The sequence below is a fragment of the Gilliamella sp. Pra-s52 genome (genome assembly GCF_009795805.1).
Lineage (GTDB): Bacteria > Pseudomonadota > Gammaproteobacteria > Enterobacterales > Orbaceae > Gilliamella.
This window is the reverse complement of sequence record NZ_WTEY01000022.1, coordinates 1-20710: the sequence shown is the minus strand read 5'-3', so window position 1 is coordinate 20710 and position 20710 is coordinate 1. Positions and strand designations below refer to the sequence as shown.

Genomic DNA, 20710 nt, shown 5'->3' with positions numbered 1-20710 from the left:
GGGCTAAATCACATGATATAGCCATTGATTATATCCAGCCCGGTAGCCCTTATCAAAATGGCTATATTGAACGATTTAATCGTACAGCATGATTTTCTACGTGAGTTGTGTATAAGCTTGGGGTATTTACAAACGGAAGTCACAACAGTTTTTTAGCTGGTATGAAATTATCTAGTTACAAAAGGCTTGAATATATATCAGACAATGAATTTAAGATGATTTCTCAGTTAGCAATAACGCAAGATAGGAAAGAAAAAAATGAAAAAAGTAAAATATTAATGCACTGTACTAGAATACAATGAGTATGAAAGTGGAAAGAAATTATTTTTATTTAGTGCTGTTTTATCAAATTTTCTAAGAGGGTTTTTTATTAAAAATTTATCAGTTCAGACTTTATTTGTAGTCTAAAGATATCATTGATTTAGATATGCAGCAGGTTGACGAAAAAGCACAGTTAAAGTAATGGAACAGATACCTGACTTTACTAAATTGTATTGATGTCGATACTACGTCAGCAATTGACTGGTCAGAAAAGCCATAGTAAAAATCAATCATTCTGGATAATTGTATTTGTCTTTTGCGTATAAACAGTACAGTTATCTGGAATATCTTTATTTACAAATGACATTGCGCCGATTTTTACATTATTGCCTATTTTTATTTCACCACCCAAAATAACTGAATTAGCACCAATATAAACATTATCTCCCATAATAATATGCATAGAACCATGACCATAACCTATGGTAACATTCTGATGAATAAATAAATTTTCACCAATTGTTACATTTTTTCCAATTGTTATTGAATAGGGATGGGGGAAATGTAGATTTTTACCTATTTTTGCACCGAAATGGATATCAATTTTAAACCTATAGATTAATTTTTTTGTATTTTCTAAACGGTTTCTTTTTGTTTCTTATTTCCATACATATACATTTCATGAGCCAAACGCCACCAAAATAAGTATTTTTTGTGTGTTGAATCTGTTCTGATATATAAAATTAAAACACGATAAAATGATATTTGTTTTCGCCTTGTTAATTCTGCTCGCTAGCATTCTTTCAAATGCGTTAAATCGTGAGTCATTAAAAATTTAATTCTGTGTATGTATTTCATAAAGTCACTCAATTTAATTAGATAATTGAGATATTAACAAACACATTATCAATCTTCAACTTACAATACTCAACAGCGTCATGCGTATGTAAATTGGTAGTGTGTAGTTTATTGTTATCATGATAAGTGAAGCGTTAGTTTTACCCTACGAATAAAATCTGAGTTTAAGGTAATCCTTTAAAGGCTTGTAAGATAAGACTTTAGAATGGTACGCCCGGGTGGACTCGAACCACTGACCCCCACCATGTCAAGGTGATGCTCTAACCAACTGAGCTACGGGCGTATATTTGAAACACGTAAATATTAGCGGGCAAATCGGTTTGTATCAAGTAAAAAAATAAAAAATAGCTGTTTTTTTAGTCTGTTGAACGAGATTGGTCGTATTATGAACATAATTTTTTCGATTTTAAAAAAATCCATAACATGATTATTCAATACACATTTTTTCTAAGAATTTTTTATGTTTGGAATGAATTGTAAGTTCATAGTGGTGTGTTTAACGTAATTTAGCTATACTCGACGCATTTCGTTAAACGTTCGTATGTATTTAGGTTTGTATGTCGATAAAAGATCAGATAGAAGATGTTCTACAAAATGTTTTTGGTTATAAGGCATTTAGAAACCAGCAAAGGGAAATTATTGAATCTATTATCGATGGGCGTGACACTTTAGTTATTATTCCAACAGGGGGCGGTAAATCTTTATGTTATCAAATTCCTGCGGTTTTATTATCTGGTACTGCCATTGTTGTTTCGCCTTTAATTTCTTTGATGAAAGATCAGGTCGATCAATTATTAGCTAATGGTATTGATGCGGCATATCTTAATGCTTCTCAATCAGCGACAGAACAACAAGAAGTTATCGAAAAATATTTAAATAAATCAATAAAATTGCTATATATCTCGCCTGAACGATTGGGTGTGTATAGTTTTTCTACTTTAATTAATGAACAACCACCTTCGTTAATTGCTATTGATGAGGCGCACTGTATTTCTCAATGGGGGCATGATTTTAGGCCTGATTATCGACAATTAGGACAACTTTCTACTCGTCTTCCTAATGTGCCAATCGTTGCCTTGACAGCTACAGCCGATAAGTTGACACAAGCTGATATTATGACTCAACTTAATCTGGTTGATCCGTTGGTTGTGGTAAGAAGTTTTGATCGACCTAATATTCGTTATACTGTCGCTGAAAAGTTTAATCAGATTGAGCAGGTTGTTTCTTTTGTTGAAACTCAAAAAGGTAATCCAGGTATTATTTATTGTTCAAGCCGTTCTCGGGTTGAAGATATAACGACGAAGCTCTCGGCTCGTGGTTTTTCGGTTATGGCCTATCATGCTGGCTTGTCTAACGAAGAGCGCCAACAAGCACAAGATGCTTTTTTAAAAGATGATGTGCAAATTATTGTTGCCACCGTTGCATTTGGTATGGGGATTAATAAACCCAATGTGCGCTTTGTTGTACATGCGGATTGTCCGCGAACGATTGAAGCTTATTATCAAGAAACAGGCCGAGCAGGGCGTGATGGCGTACCGGCAGAAGCGATACTGTTGTTTAATAATAAAGATCTTGAGTGGTATCAGAAAAAAGCTATCGAAAAAAAGGATGGTAAGCATAAAGATGTAGAATTACAAAAGATCAGTGCGATGGCCGCTTTTGGACAAAGTTTGACTTGTCGGCGTACTGTTTTGCTTAATTATTTTGGCGAAGAACGAACTGAACCTTGTAATAACTGTGATATTTGTTTGTATCCTCCAGAACTTTATGATGGTTTAATTGATGCTCAGAAAGTTTTATCTTGTGTTTATCGTGTTCAGCAGCGTTATGGGGCGCAATATATCATTGATGTTTTAAGGGGCTCGGGTCGTATTCACATTAAAGAAATGGGGCATAATAAATTATCGGTTTATGGTATCGGTAAGCAACACTCATCAAGCTATTGGCTTAGTGTTATTAGGCAGCTGGTTTATTTGGGGTATTTAAGCCAAAATATATCAACCTATACAACGCTTCAATTAACACAAAAAGCTCGTTTAATACTTAGAGGTGAAATTCCATTATCATTGGCTAAACCTCGTTTAGAACTTGTGAAGAAAAGCCGCATAAATCGATATGCAAGATCCATTAATTTAACAACGATTTTATCTTATGAAGAGCGAATTTTATTTAACAATCTTAGGCGATTGCGTAAAGATATTGCTGATGTCGAAAATGTGCCTCCATATGTTATTTTTAGTGATGCGACATTACTAGAAATGGTTCAAACTAAACCTGAAAGTAAAAAGCAGTTAATTAACATTACAGGCGTAGGTAAAATTAAGTTAGAAAAATATGGTAATTTGTTTTTAGATGAGATAAATGAATTTATGGTAAAAGTTTTGTAACATTTTTGTACAAATTACATATAATAACCATTCTTAGAAAGTTTTGATTATTTTGAAAATTATAATCAACCAATAAAAATGGAGATTTTTATGTCAACAATGAATAATATGCCACAGATGCTTGCGTTAGTGTTGTTGCTGATAATTCTTTATATTGGCGATATGGTTTCAACGCGAACTAAAGCTTGGATCCCTTCTGTTTTTGTTTGTGCAATACTTTTTTTAGTCGGTTATTGGACGTTCTTCCCCGCCGATATTGTTGCTAGAGCAGGTATTCCCCCAGTAGTTGCTGTTATGTTTATGTATTTATTGATTGTGAATATGGGGACGTTATTATCGGTAAAAGAGTTATTACGTCAATGGAAAACCATCTTAATTTCGCTTGCTGGTATTGCAGGTATCGTTATTTTTGCTTTTTTTGTTGGTTATCTATTTTTTGATTTTAATACTACTATTGTTGCTATTCCACCTTTGGTTGGTGGTATTGTTTCGGCGATTATTATGGCTAAAGGGGCAACTGACGCAGGATTAGCTGAATTGGCGGTTTTTGCTATTATTATTTATATAATGCAAGGCTTTATTGGTTATCCTCTTACTTCAATTATGCTTAAACGTGAAGGTAAAAGAGTTTTAAAACAGTATCATGAGGGCACTTGGAAGTCAGATGTTGAGGAAAAATCTAATTTAGATAAACATGATGATGTCTTAACTGATGAAAACCCGATGCCTCGCTTATTTGTAAAGATTCCTTCTCAATATAATTCTTCTTATTTCATGTTTTTACGCATTGCCATTGTTGGCTTTTTAGCTTACAGCGTGTCTGAAGTGTTAAAACCGGTTATAACAATAAATGCGTTTGTACTTTGTTTGCTGTTTGGTGTTATAGCTTCTTCATTCGGCTTTTTAGAGCGCCATCCATTAAAAAAAGCAGGTGGATTTGGTTTAGCCGTAATGGGACTGATGTTATTTGTTTTTGATACATTAAATCGTGCTACGCCAGAAATGCTACTTCGCCTTGTTACGCCTTTAGTTGTGTTTATTTTGGCGGCGGTTATTGGTATGTTTATTTTTTCAATAGTTGTCGGTAAGTTACTGAAAGTAAGTACTGAAATGGCATTTTCGATTGCTCTTACTGCATTATATGGATTCCCAGCAGATTATATTATTACTAACGAAGTGATTAATCATTTAACCAAAGATCCAAAAGAAAAAGAGGTACTCACAAGCCACATGTTAGCACCAATGTTAATCGGTGGTTTTATTTCTGTGACAATTGTTTCGGTTATTTTAGCCGGCATAATGGTTAGTATGATTGTTGGTCATTAATATGACTAAATAAATTAAAATTTAAAGGTAAAAAGATGATAAATCAGAATATAAAAACACTAATTAAACAACATGTAAGTGAAATGATAGCCTTTCGTCGTGATTTGCATAAACATCCAGAATTACCATGGGAGGAGTTTAGAACTACCGATAGAATAGCAGAAGAATTAGATAAAATCGGTATTCCTTATCGCCGAACTGAGCCAACTGGAATTATTGCTGATATCGAAGGTGGCAAATCCGGTAAAAGAATTTTGCTTAGAGCGGATATTGATGCTTTACCCGTACAAGAGTTAAGCCAAAATATCGATTATAAATCAACTATCGATGGCAAAATGCATGCGTGTGGTCATGATACTCATGCTGCAATGTTATTAACTGCGGCAAAAGCGCTTTGGGCTATTCGTGATCAATTAAAAGGTAATGTAAGACTTGTTTTTCAACCAGCAGAAGAGGTAGCTCAAGGTGCTAAAGGTATGATAAAACAAGGTGTGTTAGAAGATGTTGATAGTGCTTTTGGTATGCATATTTGGGCGCTAATGCCTGTCGGCAAAGTCTCTTGTGTTGTCGGTTCCAGTTTTGCGTCTGCCGATTTGTTAACAGTTAGATTTAAAGGCAAGGGTGGACATGGTTCTATGCCTCATGATACTGTTGATGCTGTAATGGTTGCTTCGGCATTTGTTATGAATGTGCAGTCTATTGTTTCTCGTGAAATAGCACCATTGGATCCTGCGGTTGTGACAATTGGGCGAATGGATGTAGGAACGCGTTTTAATGTTATTGCTGAAAATGCTGTTTTGGAAGGTACTGTTCGTTGTTTTAATATCGCAGTGCGAGACAAAATTGAAGCTGCGATCCGTCGTTATGCAAATCAAGTTGCCGCAATGTATCGTGCAACAGCTGAAGTTGAATATATTTATGGTACTTTACCTGTCATTAATGATAAAGAAAGTGCCTTGCTTGCTCAAGATGTGATTGTTCAATCTTTTGGTAAAGATGCGCTTTATTTTGAAGCTCCAACAACAGGCGGTGAAGATTTTAGTTATTATACTGAAAACATTCCTGGTGCATTTGCATTAGTCGGTTCTGGCAATCCTGATAAAGATACTCAATGGCCACATCATCATGGTTGTTTTAACGTTGATGAAGATGGTATGACTGTTGGTGCAGAATTTTATGCACAATACGCTTGGGCATATTTAAATAAAAACTAATCTTAAAAAAATCCAACCATTAAATCGATTTGATTAGTGGTTGGTTTTTGTTTTTTTAGTTATAATGCGACAATTATAAAAAATATATAATCATTATGGTGATTGGTTTTATTGGCGCAGGTAAAGTAGGCTGCACTTTAGCTAAGTATTTTTCTTTGTGTGGTATGCAGGTCGCTGGGTTTTATAGTCGATCTTATGAACAAGCTAAAGTCGCAAGTGAATTTACTCTAAGTCGGGCATATTCAACGTTAGACAAGCTAGTGAGAGATTGTGATTGTCTGTTTTTGACAGTGCCAGATCATCAAATAGCCGTTGTTTGGCAAACGCTTTGTCAGTTACCTATTGACAATAAATGGGTCGGTCATTGCAGCGGATTATTGACATCAAACGTATTTATATCTCGTCAAGCGGTTCATCCTTTTGCATTTTCTTTGCATCCTTTATATGCAATCTATGATCGATTTGATTGTTATCACGCCATGTCAAAAGTGTTTTTTACGCTTGAGGCAAATGAACCAGCTATTTCTCAATTACAACAAGTTTTTAAACCATTAAAAAATCCTATGGCGATACTGTCGGCTGATAAAAAACCGCTTTATCATGCGGCTTGTGTAATGCTTAGCAATCAGGTTATCGCATTAGCTCAAATAGGAAGTGATTTATTCGCAAAATGTGGGCTTGATGTTGAATTTAGTCAACAAGCTTGGCATATGTTATTTTTAGATAATGCAAAAAATCTTTGCAAAGAGGGGACAATTGCCGCTTTAACGGGTCCTATTGAACGTGCTGATGTTGAAACAATAAAAGAGCATTTAGCTGTCATACCAACTGATGTTAAACCGTTGTATAAGCAATTATCCTCAATTTTAGTTAATCTTAGTCGTAAAAAACATCCAAATAAGGACTATCGACAATTAGAATTGGAGTTGTTACCTTGAAAAACACTATCCTTACACTACAAAAACGTAAACAAAATAAACAAAAAATTACTATGTTAACGGCATATGATTATACAACTGCCAAATTGATGGACGAAAGTGGCGTAGATTGTTTGTTGGTTGGCGATTCTTTAGGCATGGTAATGCTTGGCTATGATAGTACTGTATCGGTAACTATGGAAGATATGATTCACCATTCTAAAGCTGTTGCAAGGGCGGCTAAAACGGCTTTTGTTGTCACAGATTTACCTTTTATGTCTTATCACGCTTCGGTATATGATGCCGTTTTTAATGCTGGACGTTTAGTTAAAGAAGGGCAGGCTCAAGCCGTTAAACTTGAGGGGGGGCAAGCTTTTTGTGAGCATATTAACATGATCACACAAGCTTCTATTCCTGTTATTGCACACATTGGATTAATGCCGCAATCAGTGCTTGCTTTAGGTGGCTATAAAGTTCAAGGAAAAGAATATCAACATGCTAAAAATATTATTCTTGATGCATTAGCTGTTGAGCAAGCGGGCGCGGTTGCAATACTACTTGAATGTGTTCCTGCTGATTTAGCTAAATTTATTTCTGAATTAGTTAGTGTTCCAACTATTGGTATTGGTGCAGGGGGTGGTTGTGATGGGCAAGTGCTTGTTTATCAAGATATGCTTTCTATGTATGATGGTGTTTCATCAAAATTTGTTAAATCTTTTGCACCAATTGGTGAACAAATGAAAAAAGCGTTTTCTGAGTATTGTGAAGAAGTGAAGGAACAGCAATTCCCTGCTTCAGAGCATGAGTTTGCAATTGATAACGAAATAATGGTAAAACTTAAATCTGAGTTTTCAATAGGTCATAAAGGGTAACTAAAATGAACGTTGTAACAACTATTGAACAAGTGCGTAAGCAAGTCAAAGCTTGGCGTCAAGCTGGTTGCAGTGTTGGACTTGTGCCAACTATGGGTTATTTGCATGAAGGGCACCAAAGTTTAATGGCAGCGGCTAAAAAAGATAATCAAAAAGTTATTGTTACTATTTTTGTTAATCCGATACAGTTCGGTCCTTCAGAGGATCTTGCTAGCTATCCTCGTGATCTTGAGCGAGATAAAATCGCCTGCGAGCAGATGGGAGTCGATCTTATTTTTTGCCCGTCAGCGAGTGAAATGTATGATGCTAACTTCAATAGCTATGTTGATGTTAATGATTTAACCGATGCGCTTTGTGGCAAAAGAAGACCTGGTCATTTCAAAGGTGTGTGTACGGTAGTAACCAAATTATTTAATATTACTCAACCTGACCGTGCTTATTTTGGACAAAAAGATGCTCAACAACTTGCGGTGATTAAACGTATGGTTGATGATTTAAACTTTAATGTTGATATTATAGGCTGTCCAATTGTACGTGAAGCGGATGGTTTAGCCAAAAGCTCTCGCAATAGCTATTTATCAGATGCCGAACGTAAAGCTGCAGTTTGTTTATATCAGGCTATTGAATGTGCTAAAGATAAAATTAAACAAGGTGAAAAATCAGTAGCTACAATAACCCAAGCTATGCATAACGTAATAGTAAAGCAATCGCTAGCTAAAGTTGATTATATTGAATTTGTTGATTTAGCTGCCTTGAAACCAGTAGACTCTCTTGAGCAAGACAGCTTATGTGCATTAGCCGTGTATATTGGTAAAACACGATTGATTGATAATTTTATTTATCAACATAGTGGTAGATAAAAGTTATTTTTTATTCATATTGGAACTATTAAGATAATTAATGTTTTAATTGCATGAATTTCTTGCGTTATTTACAGTAATTTAAAAAATTACAGTAATAAATAAACATAAAAAACAAAATTAACACCCTATCACAAGCAAAAGATAGGGTATCTATATCATAAAGAAAAATAACGGTCACTGATTTGACTAAACACTTTATGGTTAGTCGTTAGGCTATTTATAAGGAGCTTAAAAAACTCCATTTTTGTCAAAAAATTTTAGGAGTGTACGGTGTTTAAGTAAAAAAATAACAAAAAAATCTGCTTGAATTGATAAAATGAATTTATCGCTATTCCTTTTTTAACAAAGAGTTAACAGCAAGAACAACGTCGCCGAACTAACTAAAGGCATTATTCTTTATTTTAATTAAATCAATAAGTAAGGAAGGAAAAGCAGGCAAACAAGTTTGTCAAGTTAGGTGAGGGATTAGTTAATGGGTTGAAAAGTGTGAGTCATAATCGGTATACGTTAACTGTGGAGGGGCTTGATTCACCGGTGTTGCTGGTTAAGTTTGAGCTACTACAAGCGCAAGGAATTCCTACATTTAAGTTTATCTGTTTCGTTATTTACAATCCTCTCTATAACAACTAAACTACTCAACGTTCTCAACGGGGTGCCCAGAAGGGCTGAGAATGTTAGATTGACTAACGTAACCCGTCGAACCTGAACTGGATCATGCCAGCGGAGGGATTTGAGTTATTGCACCTACTCAAACCTTTTGTCTTTTATTTGCTATTTTGGAGGCAAAATGTTTTTTAAGCATAATTTTTTATTTTTAGGCTTATCTACTCTTTTTATGGTCAGCTGTGCCAACGCTACCAATACACGTCCTATTTTGACAGTTTATAGTTACAATTCATTTATTTCAGAATGGGGACCAGGGAAAGATATTGAAAAAGGATTTGAAGCACAGTGTAACTGTGAACTTGAGATTGTTACATTAGGCGATGGGGTGTCGATTTTGAATCGAATTCGTCTTGAAGGTGATAAAACTAATGCTGATGTGATTTTAGGATTAGATAGTAACCTTTTAGAGCAAGCTAAAAAGGCTAATATTGTTGTTCCCCACAAAATAAGTAAACCTGATAATTTGAATATTGATTGGTGGGATACTGATTTTATGCCTTATGATTTTGGTTATTTTGCTTTTATTTATGATCAACAAAAGATCACTAATCCCCCACGTAGTATGCATGAACTAGTGGATAATAAAGCTAATTGGAAGATTATTTATCAAGACCCTCGAACTAGTACTCCTGGCTTGGGGCTGTTATTTTGGGTTAAGAATATATACGGTAATGATGCTTCATCAGCATGGAGAAAAATAGCTAAAAATACAGTGACCGTCACAAAAGGTTGGAGTGAGGCTTATGGTCTATTTTTGAAAGGTGAGGCTGATTTTGTGCTGAGTTATAGCACTTCGCCTGTTGCGCATATTATGAATAATGATGAACATCGTTATGTTGCTGCGATTTTTGACGAAGGACATTACCGTCAAGTCGAAGTGGCAGGCATTACTAAGTATAGTCAGCAGCCTGAATTAGCGCGTGCTTTTTTGCAATATTTATTAACTTCTAAAGTACAACGCCAATTTGCAGAAAAAAATATCATGTATCCGATTGTTAATGCTCCATTACCTGATGCTTTTGACCAAATTAAGCCTGTTAATAAAGCACTTGAGTTTGATGCAAAGCAAATTGAAAATCAACAAAAAGCATGGGTACGAGAATGGAAAACCACGATTAGCCAGTAGATTTATTTTATTTAGTTTAATGTTGAAATTAAAAACGTTACTTCCAGGTATTAGCGCTGCAAGCTTGATCTTAATTGTATTAGGTACGGCGTTATTTGTACTTTGCATAGATGCAATTAAATCTAGTAATTTAACTATCTATTTTGATGGTTATTTGTTGCATGTTATTTGGATAACAATTTATCAGGCAATATTATCGACATTGTTATCTATTTTTTTTGCTATAGTAATGGCAAAGGCTTTATCTCTGGTTAATTTTTGGGGTAAGGGGATATTGTTACGTATTATGCCTATTACTTTCATTTTACCTACACTGGTTGTGGTTACGGGGTTATTGTTTGTTTATGGGCAACATGGCTTATTTGCATCAATTTTTGATTGTTTTGGTGTGCCATTTTGGGGGGCAATTTATGGCTTAAAAGGTATTTTACTGGCGCATGTATTTCTCAATTTTCCATATGCTTGTTGTTTATTTTATCAAACGTTAAATAGTGTGCCGGTTGAACAAAAACAATTAGCAGCGCAATTAAATTTTTCAAGTTTTGCTTATTTTAAGTTGGTTGAATGGCCACTATTGTGTCGTCAATTATTTCCGATGGCGACACTTATTTTTATGCTTTGTTTTTCTAGCTTTGCTATAGCATTGGCACTTGGCGGTGGACCTAAATATACCACACTTGAAGTTGCTATTTATCAAGCTATTCGTGATTTTGACTTAATTCAAGCTGTGCTTTTGGCTTGTTTGCAGCTAGTTTGTTGTGTCTTTTTTATGTGCTTGATACAAAAAATTAATCATCATCCAAAAATTAATGTTCGTTACGTTAGGAAGTATTACTGCTTGCCTGTTTCGTGGAATTTGAAGTTGTTGAGTATGGTAATTGTTACTATTGGTGGATTATTTATTTTACTACCAATTGTTATTATATTAGTTGAGGGTATTTGTTCTTTTAAGTGGGTATTTTTAACGATGGATTTTCAACGTGCTATCATGTTTTCATTGTTAATTGCCTTTGGTTCTGCCATTATTGCTATGTTGCTTGCGCTATTGTTACTTTATACAAATAGCCGTTTATTGATTAATCAGCAAACACGTTGGAGTAATCAGTTAATGTTAGTTGGTTCACTGATTTTAATTATTCCAAGTATGGTATTAGCATCGGGTTTATTTTTATTGTTGTTTCCTTTTGCTTATAGCTCAGCCTTTGTTTGTGGGTTAATGATGTTATGTAATGGTTTAATGGCATTACCTTTTATATTAAAAAATCTTGCCATGCCTATGCATGATGTCACATCACGTTACTGGCAATTAAGCCAATCACTTAATATTAATGGATTTTTGCATTTTTATTTAATTGAATATAAAGCACTAAAAAAATTAATTGTCCAGAGTTTTGCTTTTGCAGCAATATTGTCATTGGGGGATTTTGGTATTATTGCGTTGTTTGGTGGTCAATCTGTCACTACGCTACCCTATTATTTATATGAGCAGATATCACATTATCATTATCAAGAAAGTACCGTAACGGCTGCTTTATTGTTAATATTATCTTTTAGTTTATTGATAGTGATAGATTATGATAGAACTGAATAAAATTAATTATCATTATGATAATTTTAAAATGCATTTTGATATCAAAATTGCCTCTAAAGATAAGGTGCTGATTGTGGGACCAAGTGGTGCGGGTAAAAGTACACTGTTAAGTTTGATTGCGGGATTTATTTTACCTAATTCTGGTAATATTTTACTTAATTATCAAAACATGACTAATACTTTACCAGGTAAACGTCCTGTTTCAATTTTATTCCAGCATAATAATTTATTTAGTCATTTAACTATTGAACAAAATATTGGCCTAGGTATTAGGCCTTGTTTAAAACTCAATGAGTCTGAACGGAAAACCATTGATGATATATTAGCAAAAGTCAGTTTAATGGGCTTTAATAATCGTTATCCTGAACAGTTATCTGGTGGGCAATGTCAACGTGTTGCTTTAGCTCGCTGCCTAATTCAACGGCGTCCTATTTTATTGTTAGACGAACCGTTTTCTGCACTCGATCAAGCCTTACGTTTTGAAATGTTAGCACTAGTTAATCAAATTTGTGATGAGTTTAATTTGACATTAATGATGGTATCGCATCATATAGGTGATTTTCTAAGTTATTTTTCACATTGTTTGGTGGTAGATAATGGGCAGATTGTCTTTAATGGTTTGCCAAATCAATTAAAACAATCTGAAAATAATCATATTGCCAAAATGTTGGGTTTTAATTTCAATAAAGAGTAGTTGCTAGAGCCTAAATAAAGGCTTTTTGCTATTTGTTTGTCTATTTTTTTTATAAATTAACTTCCAATTATTTAGTTTGTTGTTAATTTAAATTCATACAGTTATATCTTAAGGTTTTATTAATCTATTTTGTGTAGATTGTTACAAATGATTAATAACTATACTTATTCAATCTCTATGCAAAATACTAAAGCAAATCGTTCACTTAGTTGGTCAGCGCTTATCTTTGATATTTTATTTTTTACTTATTTTTCTAGTGCATTACAACTGTATATTTTCTTTTCTGGTCATTCTAATGTCATTGGGTTGCGTGATTCTATTATTTATAGTCTGATTTGGCTTATTCCTATTTTGATTTTTCCTAATTATACACGAAAAATTGCGACTGTTTTTGGTGGGATTGTGGGAATTTTGTCTTTAATTCCTGTTGGTTATTTTATTATTTATCGGCAGGAGTTTTCGCAAAGTGTGTTTTTTATTATGGCCGAATCAAACTTTACGGAATCTAGTGAGTTTATTCAACAATATTTGAGCTTTAAATTAGTGGCAGTTCTGATTATTTATAGCTTGGTTGGTGTTTATCTTTGGACTAAAGTAAAACCAGTTTATGTCAAAAAACATACTAAATGGATTACATCACTATTAATTGTGATTTATGCCGTTATGCCGGTGTTTATTAGCGTTACAATCAAAAACTCCTCGATTAGGAAAGCGGGATCTCATTTGTTAACCCGTATGGAAACAACCGTACCATGGCAACTTCTTAATAGTTATTTGGCTTATCGGACACAACTATCTAATATGGAAGATATTTTAAACCATTTACAAACGTTACCACCGTTAGAAAACTTAACAGATGCTAACGGCAATACTCCAAGAACATTAGTGCTCGTAATCGGTGAGTCAACAACACGTAATCGAATGGGGATTTATGGCTATGAACGGGATACCACACCACAAATTGAGCAGTTCAAAAAAGATAATCCAGATTTTGTGATATTTAATGATGTGATTTCATCAAGACCTTATACCATTGAAATTTTGCAACAGGCGTTAACTTTTGCTGATGAGCAACATCCTGATTTATACTTAAAAACACCTTCTTTAATGCATTTAATGAAACAGGCGGGTTATAAGACGTTTTGGATCACCAATCAACAGACAATGACGCGACGTAATACGATGTTAACAATGTTTTCTCAGCAAACTGATGAACAATTTTATATGAATAATGATCGTAATCAAAGCGCAAGACGATATGATGAGTCTGTATTTGAACCATTTAAAAAAGTATTAACTGATCCAAGTGAAAAGAAATTTATTGTTATTCACTTGCTCGGAACGCATATGAAATACGAATTTCGTTATCCAAAAGATGGTGAGCATGATCGTTTTAAAGATAAAACGGGCATTTCATTTAATATAGATAACGATAAAGTGAGTATCTACAATACCTACGATAACGCAATAAGTTATAACGATTACGTTACAACAACGCTTTTTAATATTTTTAAAAATAGTCAAGAAAATGGGTTTATATTGTATTTTTCAGATCATGGCGAAGATGTTTATCAAACACCACCGCACAATATTTTGGGGCGGAACGAAAAAGCACCAACACGCACTATGTATACTATACCATTTATGCTTTGGCAATCACCAACATGGGCAAAAACGCATCCAAATAATTATCAAAATTATGTGGATCGCAAATTTAGTACACAAGATTTGATTCACACTTGGTCTGATTTAGCAGGATTAAGTTATAACTTATATGTTCCTGAAAAAAGTGTTGTTAATCCTAATTTTCATCAATCAATACGTTGGATTGGTGATCCTTATGATAAAAATGGTTTAATTGATTTTGATAAATTAGATAAGTAATTACAAAGGTTATTTACACAACAGTTCAAATTGTGATATTGTATATTTATACAGTGTGTTTTTTAGATGTTGTGAACCAATTTATGCGAAAAATCATTCATGTTGATATGGATTGTTTTTATGCCGCTGTTGAAATGAGGGATAATCCCCGTTATCGTAATATGCCTATTGCGGTAGGGGGGGATCCTCGTAAACGTGGAGTGGTTGCTACCGCTAATTATTTAGCTCGCCAATACGGTATACATAGTGCTATGTCAATGGCACAGGCTATAAAACAGTGTCCTAATCTTAAAATAATACCCGGTAGGCATGCTGTTTATAAAGAAGTGTCAAAACAGATTCATCAAATCTTTAAACGGTATACTAACTCTATTGAGGCACTATCGCTTGATGAGGCCTATCTTGATGTGACTGATTGCAAACTTTGTCATGGTTCTGCTACCCTGATTGCTCAAGACATTCGCCAAGCTATTTTTAATGAACTTGAATTAACAGCATCAGCTGGCGTTGCGCCACTTAAATTTCTTGCCAAAGTGGCTTCTGATATGAACAAGCCTAATGGTCAATATGTGATAACACCCGATGAAGTTGATAGCTTTATTGAAAAGCTTCCTTTAAAAAAAATTCCTGGAGTGGGTAAAGTTACAGAAAAGAAGTTAGCACAGTTGGGATTATTTGTATGTAAGGATGTCGTTAATTACGATATCACAAAACTATTTAATCAATTTGGTAAATTTGGGCGAATATTGCATGAACGATGCCAAGGCATTGATGATCGTGAAGTTTGTAGTGATAGACAACGTAAATCGGTTGGGGTAGAGCGTACTTTAACTGATGATATTCATACTTGGAATGCGTGTTTATTGGAGTTTGAACCATTATTTGAAGAGCTTGAAAAACGATTAGGCAAAGTGCGTGCTGATCTGTCTATAGCTCGGCAAGGTGTCAAATTTAAGTTTGATGATTTTCAACTAACAACACAAGAACATGTGTGGTCTAAATTAGATAAAGCCGATTTAATTGAGCAAGCACATAAAGTTTGGTTAGAACGGCGTAATGGTCGAGGTGTTCGGCTAATTGGGTTTCATGTGACGTTAATCGATCCTCAAGTTGAAAAGCAACTGATTTTTCCATTTTAGTTGTTGGCTCTTAAAAAAAGAGGATGTTTGCAAAGCCTTAAAACATCCTCATAATACAATAATAATTAATCGATAATTATTATTTTAAATTTTTCCCATTGGTGCTAATGACTTTCTTATACCATTCAAATGAATCTTTTTTATAACGTTTCATGCTGCCGTTTCCTTCATTGTCACGATCAACATAAATCACACCATAACGTTTTTTCATTTCGCCGGTAGTAAATGAAACAACATCAATAATTCCCCAAGCGGTATACCCCATAACATCAACGCCATCATAATCTATAGCTGTTTGCATAGCTTTGATATGCGCGCCTAGGTATTCAATACGCGGTTTGTCATGTACTTGATTGCCGTTTTCGAGTTCATCAATAGCCCCAAAACCGTTTTCAACAATAAATAAAGGTAATTGGTAACGATCATACAGGCGATTTAATGTATAACGTAAGCCTTCTGGGTCAATTGGCCATCCCCAATCACTGCTTTTGATATAAGGGTTTTCAACTGCATTCGGTAAGGCACCGTTAACGATATTATCGCGGTTATCATTTTTTGCATCAGCTTTCACAACAGTGGACATATAATAGCTAAAACCAATGTAATCAACAGTACCTTTTTTCAAACAGGCTAAGTCTTCGTCAGTAATATCAAGTTTATAACCTTCTCGTTTAAACTCTTTTAATGCATAAGCTGGATAATAGCCACGAACATGAACATCAGGGAAGAAGAATCGTTGATGCATTGCAATTTCTGATGCCATCATATCTTCAGGATTGCATGAAAATGGATAAATTGGTACATGAGAAATCATACAACCAATTTGAAAATCAGGATTGATTTTTTTACCAGCTATTACTGCTTTAGCACTGGCTAAAAGTTCATAATGAGCAACTTGGTAAAGTACTTCTTGTCGATTTTCGCCTGGTTTGACTTGCACGCCAGAATTTGTCCAAAAGAAGATTGGATTACTGGTATCCATTTGGTTATTGATTTCATTAAACGTCATCCAATATTTTACTTTATGTTTATAACGTTCAAAGCAAGTAATGGCAAAACGCTCAAAAAATTCAACTGTTTTTCGGTTACGGAAGCCACCATAATTGCGAGCAATATGTAAAGGTATTTCAAAATGCGATAAGGTAATGACAGGCTCAATTCCATTAGCAATCAACTCATCAAAAACATTATCATAAAAACGTAGACCTTCTTCATTTGGTTCAAGCTCATCACCTTTTGGAAAAATTCGTGTCCAAGCAATCGAAGTGCGTAAACATTTAAGGCCTAATTCAGCAAAAAGCTTAATATCTTCTTTATAATGATGATAAAAATCAATTGCTGTATGGTTTGGATAAAATTTACCCGCTTCAATATCTTGCGTGATTTGCCTTGGTACACCATGTGCGCCTGCTGTCATGACATCAACAACGCTTGGGCCTTTACCGCCTTCGTTCCAACCGCCTTCAAATTGGTGAGCAGCTAAAGCACCGCCCCATAAAAATGGTTTTTTTGTCATTTTTGATTCCTTGTTATTGCTTAATTTTAAATATGATATCATCAATCGTTACGTCAGTTTTATCGGTTAATGAAATTAATTGGTATTGATCAGTGTTAACAATAATAATTGGCGTAATTAATGGATAACCTGCTTGTTTAATAGCATCAGGATTAAAGCTAATTAGCAAATCTCCTTTTTTCACTTTTTGATTTAATTCAATGTGATATTCAAACTCATTATTAGTTAAATTAACGGTATCAATACCGACATGAATTAATAACTCAACACCGTTATCTAATGTTAAACCAATGGCATGTTTAGAACTTTCAAACACGGCTGTGACTTCGGCATCGAAAGGTGCATAAACGTGGTTATCGGTTGGTTCAATGGCAATTCCTTCACCCATTAGCTTTTGCGCAAAAGCAGGGTCTGGCACTTCGCTTAGCGGTAAGGCTTTACCTGTCATTGGACTTGTAATTTCAACCTCGTCTAGTAATACTTTGGGGGTATCATCTTTAATGTTAGCTATATCTTGTTCTGTTTCACCTGTACCAAATATTTGGATTAATAAAACAGGTCCAAATAAAGCAATACCTGATCCAATTAAAACACCCCAAAATGAACCTGAATTATGAGGACTAATTGCGTTGACAATAGTCAATGGACCTGGTAATCCCGCATAGGCAACATAGTGAGGCGCAAAGAATCCGGCAACAATACCACCACAAGCAGCTGAGATACAGCCATAAATAAATGGTTTTTTAAAACGTAAATTAACACCATAAATAGCAGGTTCGGTTATACCAAATAATCCAGTGATAAAAGCGGATAATGAAATGCCTTTCATCTCTTGTGTTTTTGTTTTTAAATAAAACCCTAATGCTGCACCGACTTGACCAATAACGGCAATGGTTTGGAATGCTTGGAAAGAGTCTTGACCATATTGTTTAAAGTTTTCAACGATAACTGGCGTGATACCCCAATGTACCCCAAAAATTACAAAAACTTGCCAAACTGCACCTATGATTCCGCCTGCAACTGAAGGTGCTAGACTGACAAACCAATTATAACCGTTAGCAATATATTGTGCACCATAGGCAGTTAATGGACCAACAATAAGTAATGTTAGTGGAACCATAATAACAAGACTAAATAATGGTAGTAAAACAGGTTTGATAATGCTGTGCAAGCGAGGTTCCAAAAACCGCTCTAAATAAGAGAGCAACCAAACTAAAAATAGCGGCGGTAAAACGGTTGAGGCATAAGTGGTTTTTGATAGCGCAATACCAAATAGATCAATTTCTTGCCCTTCGCTTATTAGCTTTGCAAATTCAGTCCATGTCGGTGATAACAGTGCTGCACAACATGCAACTGCGATATATAAATTACAACGAAAATGCTGTGAAGCAGTAATGGCAATAAAAATAGGTAAAAAAACAAAAGGTGCCCAAGAGATAAAATTGAATATCTGAAAAGTTCCTGTTTTCTCTAGCTCAGGACAAGCCAATTTGATTAAAATCAAGATACCTTGCAAAATCCCTGATGCAGCTAGAATATAGACAAATGGGGCAAATACTGCCGACATTGTCGCAATGATTTGATTTAAGATGTTATTATCACTGCTAGCTTCAATATTGTTATTCGTATTAACAAGCTGAATAAATGCATTATAGACTTTATCAACGTTAGTACCAATTACAACTTGAATTTGTCCTCCTTTTTCAACCACAGTGATAACACCAGGTAATTTTGCTATGTTTTCTTTTGCTTGATCTGGGGTTGTTTTTGTTACAAGGCGAAGACGTGTTGCACAACGCGCAACCGTCACAATATTATTTTCACCTCCTAGTTCATTTAAAATATCAACAGCTAGTTTGTTATAGTCTCTAATTTTTGATGACATTGATTTAGCTCCTTAAAGCAAGATAATGCGTTTATCTTAGTCTGAAATTTTAAATTGTTAATGACCAATTATATTGTTTGTGATCTAGATCGCTTTTTTAGTTAATTTAATTTAAAACTCAATATAACCTATATAGAATAACTATTAAATTTCCATTGAATAACAAAAAACATAAATGATTAAATATCAATACGTTGCAAAAAAAATCAAACAAATGATTTATCAACAACAATTACCCAAAGGGGCGCAACTTGATAATATTGAGGGATTAATTAACCAATATCAGGTTAGTCGTAGCACAATTATCAAAGCACTTGATTGTCTTGAGCGACAAGGGGTGATTTACCAAGTGCAAGGTAGTGGCATTTTTGTACGTCAACGTAAAAAAAGAGGCTACCTAAACTTTTTACAAAGCCATGGGTTTACGGTTGATTTAGATGACACTTATGGCATATCCAAAGTTCTTAATGTCGATCTTCTTAAACCAAACTCAAAGGTAAAAGATAATTTACTGTGTGATGACGGTGAAGATGTTTATTTTATTAAACGCTTGCGCTATGTTGATGGTAAATTATATGGCCTAGAGCAATCTTATTATCGAAAAAAATTAATCAATTACTTGAATAAAGAAATTGTTGAGAACTCAATTTTTAGTTACATTCAAGACAATTATAATATCAATATTGGTTTTTCTGATAAATATTTCCAAGTAATCAAACTTGATACCGAAACCGCTCAATATCTTGGTCTACAAGCGGGGGAACCAGCACTCTACGTAGAAGAGGTATTTTATACCACAGCAGGCGAACCTTTTGACTTTTCAACCATCATTTACCACTATCAAAATGCAAGATTTTGCATACAAAATCATTCTAAATAAATCAAATTCTTTGATTTTGTCAGGAAGAGGACAAAATACCAAACTCCTTTTTCTGCGATGGCTAACTTTAATGCATTACACACTAAAGGCGGTCTATGTAACGACTTGTTTGCCTAGCAATCACTTTTCGTCCATATAAATCGATAATCACCGACAAATATAACCAATCTTCACTTTTTAATATAAGTGATATCTGTTACCCATGTCGTATTAGGCTTATCAGGGTTAAATTGCTTATCTAACGTGTTGGGCGCAATATTACGAGGAGCCGTATCTGTTTTATACTTGAATTTACGTGCGTTTTTACTCTGTAATCCCAAGTGTTGCAAAACACTGCTGATTGTCCCTTATGAAACTTGATAGCCAGCTTCCTTTGTTCAATTAATGTAGCAATATATTGCTTGCTTATTTTGCCTAAATTAATATTGGTAACATCTTGCCAACCCAAAACACGGTAAAAATGCGCTCCGCCAGCGTAACATGGGTGGCAAGCGAATTTTTGTAAACTATAAAAAAAGCTGCCCCTAGCATTACCCCTAATGTACTAAAACCAATGGTCAGATTTTCCAACGAAAAATCGAAAAAAAAGTAGTTCATTAATAGCACGCAAATAACATAAAAGAAAAACATA

The 20710-nt window shown here is 34.5% G+C and carries 17 protein-coding genes, 1 tRNA gene, 1 pseudogene and 1 riboswitch; of the genes and pseudogenes, 14 read left to right on the top strand and 5 right to left on the bottom strand.

The features are described from left to right. Nucleotides 1–17: 17 nt before the first annotated feature. Entirely contained in the window at nt 18–92 is a 75-nt protein-coding gene (locus tag GQ594_RS11095) for an integrase core domain-containing protein (RefSeq protein WP_442903580.1), read from the top strand. A gap of 380 nt (nt 93–472) precedes the next feature. Further along, nucleotides 473–541: pseudogene (locus GQ594_RS12515) on the top strand (hypothetical protein); the annotation flags it as partial. A 6-nt stretch (nt 542–547) separates the two neighbouring features. Here the strand turns inward: GQ594_RS12515 and GQ594_RS12085 are convergent. Both GQ594_RS12085 and GQ594_RS11085 read right to left on the bottom strand, forming a co-directional pair. After that, entirely contained in the window at nt 548–712 is a 165-nt protein-coding gene (locus GQ594_RS12085) for a transferase (protein WP_237398524.1), read from the bottom strand. Between the two features lie 613 nt (nt 713–1325). Then, nucleotides 1326–1402: transfer RNA gene (locus tag GQ594_RS11085), tRNA-Val, on the bottom strand. 274 nt (nt 1403–1676) lie between these two features. On the opposite strand from GQ594_RS11085, the gene recQ reads away from it, so the two are divergent. The 11 genes from recQ (at nt 1677) to dinB (ending at nt 15798) form a co-directional block, all read left to right on the top strand. Next, nucleotides 1677–3506, top strand: coding sequence for a DNA helicase RecQ (gene recQ / locus GQ594_RS11080; RefSeq protein WP_160412856.1), 1830 nt, complete (start codon nt 1677–1679; stop codon nt 3504–3506). 108 nt (nt 3507–3614) lie between these two features. Then, nucleotides 3615–4832 carry a hypothetical protein gene (locus GQ594_RS11075; protein WP_160412879.1) on the top strand — a complete coding sequence of 406 codons (1218 nt, stop codon included), beginning with the start codon at nt 3615–3617 and terminating at the stop codon, nt 4830–4832. Nucleotides 4833–4870: 38 nt separating this feature from the next. Further along, on the top strand, nt 4871–6046 hold the full coding sequence (locus tag GQ594_RS11070; protein ID WP_370519439.1) for a M20 family metallopeptidase: 1176 nt from the start codon (nt 4871–4873) through the stop codon (nt 6044–6046). 95 nt (nt 6047–6141) lie between these two features. Next, nucleotides 6142–6984, top strand: coding sequence for a Rossmann-like and DUF2520 domain-containing protein (locus tag GQ594_RS11065; protein WP_160412860.1), 843 nt, complete (start codon nt 6142–6144; stop codon nt 6982–6984). Continuing rightward, nucleotides 6981–7835, top strand: coding sequence for a 3-methyl-2-oxobutanoate hydroxymethyltransferase (gene panB, locus GQ594_RS11060; protein ID WP_160412862.1), 855 nt, complete (start codon nt 6981–6983; stop codon nt 7833–7835). Before GQ594_RS11065 ends, panB begins: the two co-directional genes overlap by 4 nt. Nucleotides 7836–7840: 5 nt before the next feature. Then, nucleotides 7841–8695, top strand: coding sequence for a pantoate--beta-alanine ligase (gene panC, locus GQ594_RS11055; protein WP_160399680.1), 855 nt, complete (start codon nt 7841–7843; stop codon nt 8693–8695). A 641-nt stretch (nt 8696–9336) separates the two neighbouring features. Then, nucleotides 9337–9445: riboswitch (TPP riboswitch) on the top strand. Nucleotides 9446–9485: 40 nt separating this feature from the next. After that, entirely contained in the window at nt 9486–10490 is a 1005-nt protein-coding gene (gene thiB, locus GQ594_RS11050) for a thiamine ABC transporter substrate binding subunit (RefSeq protein WP_160412864.1), read from the top strand. Between the two features lie 19 nt (nt 10491–10509). Then, nucleotides 10510–12081 carry a thiamine/thiamine pyrophosphate ABC transporter permease gene (thiP, locus tag GQ594_RS11045; RefSeq protein ID WP_160412866.1) on the top strand — a complete coding sequence of 524 codons (1572 nt, stop codon included), beginning with the start codon at nt 10510–10512 and terminating at the stop codon, nt 12079–12081. Next, on the top strand, nt 12065–12775 hold the full coding sequence (thiQ, locus tag GQ594_RS11040) for a thiamine ABC transporter ATP-binding protein ThiQ (protein WP_160412868.1): 711 nt from the start codon (nt 12065–12067) through the stop codon (nt 12773–12775). The genes thiP and thiQ overlap by 17 nt, the downstream gene beginning before the upstream one ends. 177 nt (nt 12776–12952) lie before the next feature. Next, the gene (cptA, locus tag GQ594_RS11035; RefSeq protein WP_160412881.1) at nt 12953–14659 is read left to right on the top strand and encodes a phosphoethanolamine transferase CptA; all 1707 of its coding nucleotides are present in this window, start codon (nt 12953–12955) and stop codon (nt 14657–14659) included. A gap of 83 nt (nt 14660–14742) precedes the next feature. After that, nucleotides 14743–15798: a DNA polymerase IV gene (gene dinB / locus GQ594_RS11030; protein ID WP_160412870.1), complete on the top strand. Its 1056-nt coding sequence runs from the start codon at nt 14743–14745 to the stop codon at nt 15796–15798. 79 nt (nt 15799–15877) lie between these two features. Here dinB and GQ594_RS11025 read toward each other — a convergent pair whose 3' ends face one another. Together GQ594_RS11025 and GQ594_RS11020 are read right to left on the bottom strand one after the other, a co-directional pair. Beyond that, nucleotides 15878–17314, bottom strand: a complete 1437-nt coding sequence (locus tag GQ594_RS11025; RefSeq protein ID WP_160412873.1) for a 6-phospho-beta-glucosidase — start codon at nt 17312–17314, stop codon at nt 15878–15880. A gap of 13 nt (nt 17315–17327) precedes the next feature. Next, the gene (locus GQ594_RS11020; RefSeq protein WP_160412875.1) at nt 17328–19199 is read right to left on the bottom strand and encodes a glucose PTS transporter subunit IIA; all 1872 of its coding nucleotides are present in this window, start codon (nt 19197–19199) and stop codon (nt 17328–17330) included. Between the two features lie 175 nt (nt 19200–19374). On the opposite strand from GQ594_RS11020, the gene GQ594_RS11015 reads away from it, so the two are divergent. Continuing rightward, a complete protein-coding gene (locus GQ594_RS11015) occupies nt 19375–20079 on the top strand; it encodes a GntR family transcriptional regulator (protein ID WP_160412877.1) in 705 nt (234 codons plus the stop codon). Between the two features lie 414 nt (nt 20080–20493). Here GQ594_RS11015 and GQ594_RS12235 read toward each other — a convergent pair. After that, nucleotides 20494–20710 (bottom strand): hypothetical protein (locus GQ594_RS12235; protein ID WP_237398523.1); only part of this gene is annotated, 217 nt, incomplete at its 5' end.

Excerpts from the sequence above, each read along its gene's own strand:
- thiB (WP_160412864.1), top strand. The coding sequence starts at position 9,486 with ATGTTTTTTAAGCATAATTTTTTATTTTTAGGCTTATCTACTCTTTTT.
- thiQ (WP_160412868.1), top strand. The coding sequence starts at position 12,065 with ATGATAGAACTGAATAAAATTAATTATCATTATGATAATTTTAAAATG.
- GQ594_RS11015 (WP_160412877.1), top strand. The coding sequence starts at position 19,375 with ATGATTAAATATCAATACGTTGCAAAAAAAATCAAACAAATGATTTAT.
- thiP (WP_160412866.1), top strand. The coding sequence starts at position 10,510 with ATGTTGAAATTAAAAACGTTACTTCCAGGTATTAGCGCTGCAAGCTTG.
- GQ594_RS12085 (WP_237398524.1), bottom strand. The coding sequence starts at position 712 with ATGGGAGATAATGTTTATATTGGTGCTAATTCAGTTATTTTGGGTGGT.
- GQ594_RS11020 (WP_160412875.1), bottom strand. The coding sequence starts at position 19,199 with ATGTCATCAAAAATTAGAGACTATAACAAACTAGCTGTTGATATTTTA.
- recQ (WP_160412856.1), top strand. The coding sequence starts at position 1,677 with ATGTCGATAAAAGATCAGATAGAAGATGTTCTACAAAATGTTTTTGGT.
- GQ594_RS11065 (WP_160412860.1), top strand. The coding sequence starts at position 6,142 with ATGGTGATTGGTTTTATTGGCGCAGGTAAAGTAGGCTGCACTTTAGCT.
- panC (WP_160399680.1), top strand. The coding sequence starts at position 7,841 with ATGAACGTTGTAACAACTATTGAACAAGTGCGTAAGCAAGTCAAAGCT.
- dinB (WP_160412870.1), top strand. The coding sequence starts at position 14,743 with ATGCGAAAAATCATTCATGTTGATATGGATTGTTTTTATGCCGCTGTT.
- cptA (WP_160412881.1), top strand. The coding sequence starts at position 12,953 with ATGCAAAATACTAAAGCAAATCGTTCACTTAGTTGGTCAGCGCTTATC.
- GQ594_RS11075 (WP_160412879.1), top strand. The coding sequence starts at position 3,615 with ATGCCACAGATGCTTGCGTTAGTGTTGTTGCTGATAATTCTTTATATT.
- GQ594_RS11025 (WP_160412873.1), bottom strand. The coding sequence starts at position 17,314 with ATGACAAAAAAACCATTTTTATGGGGCGGTGCTTTAGCTGCTCACCAA.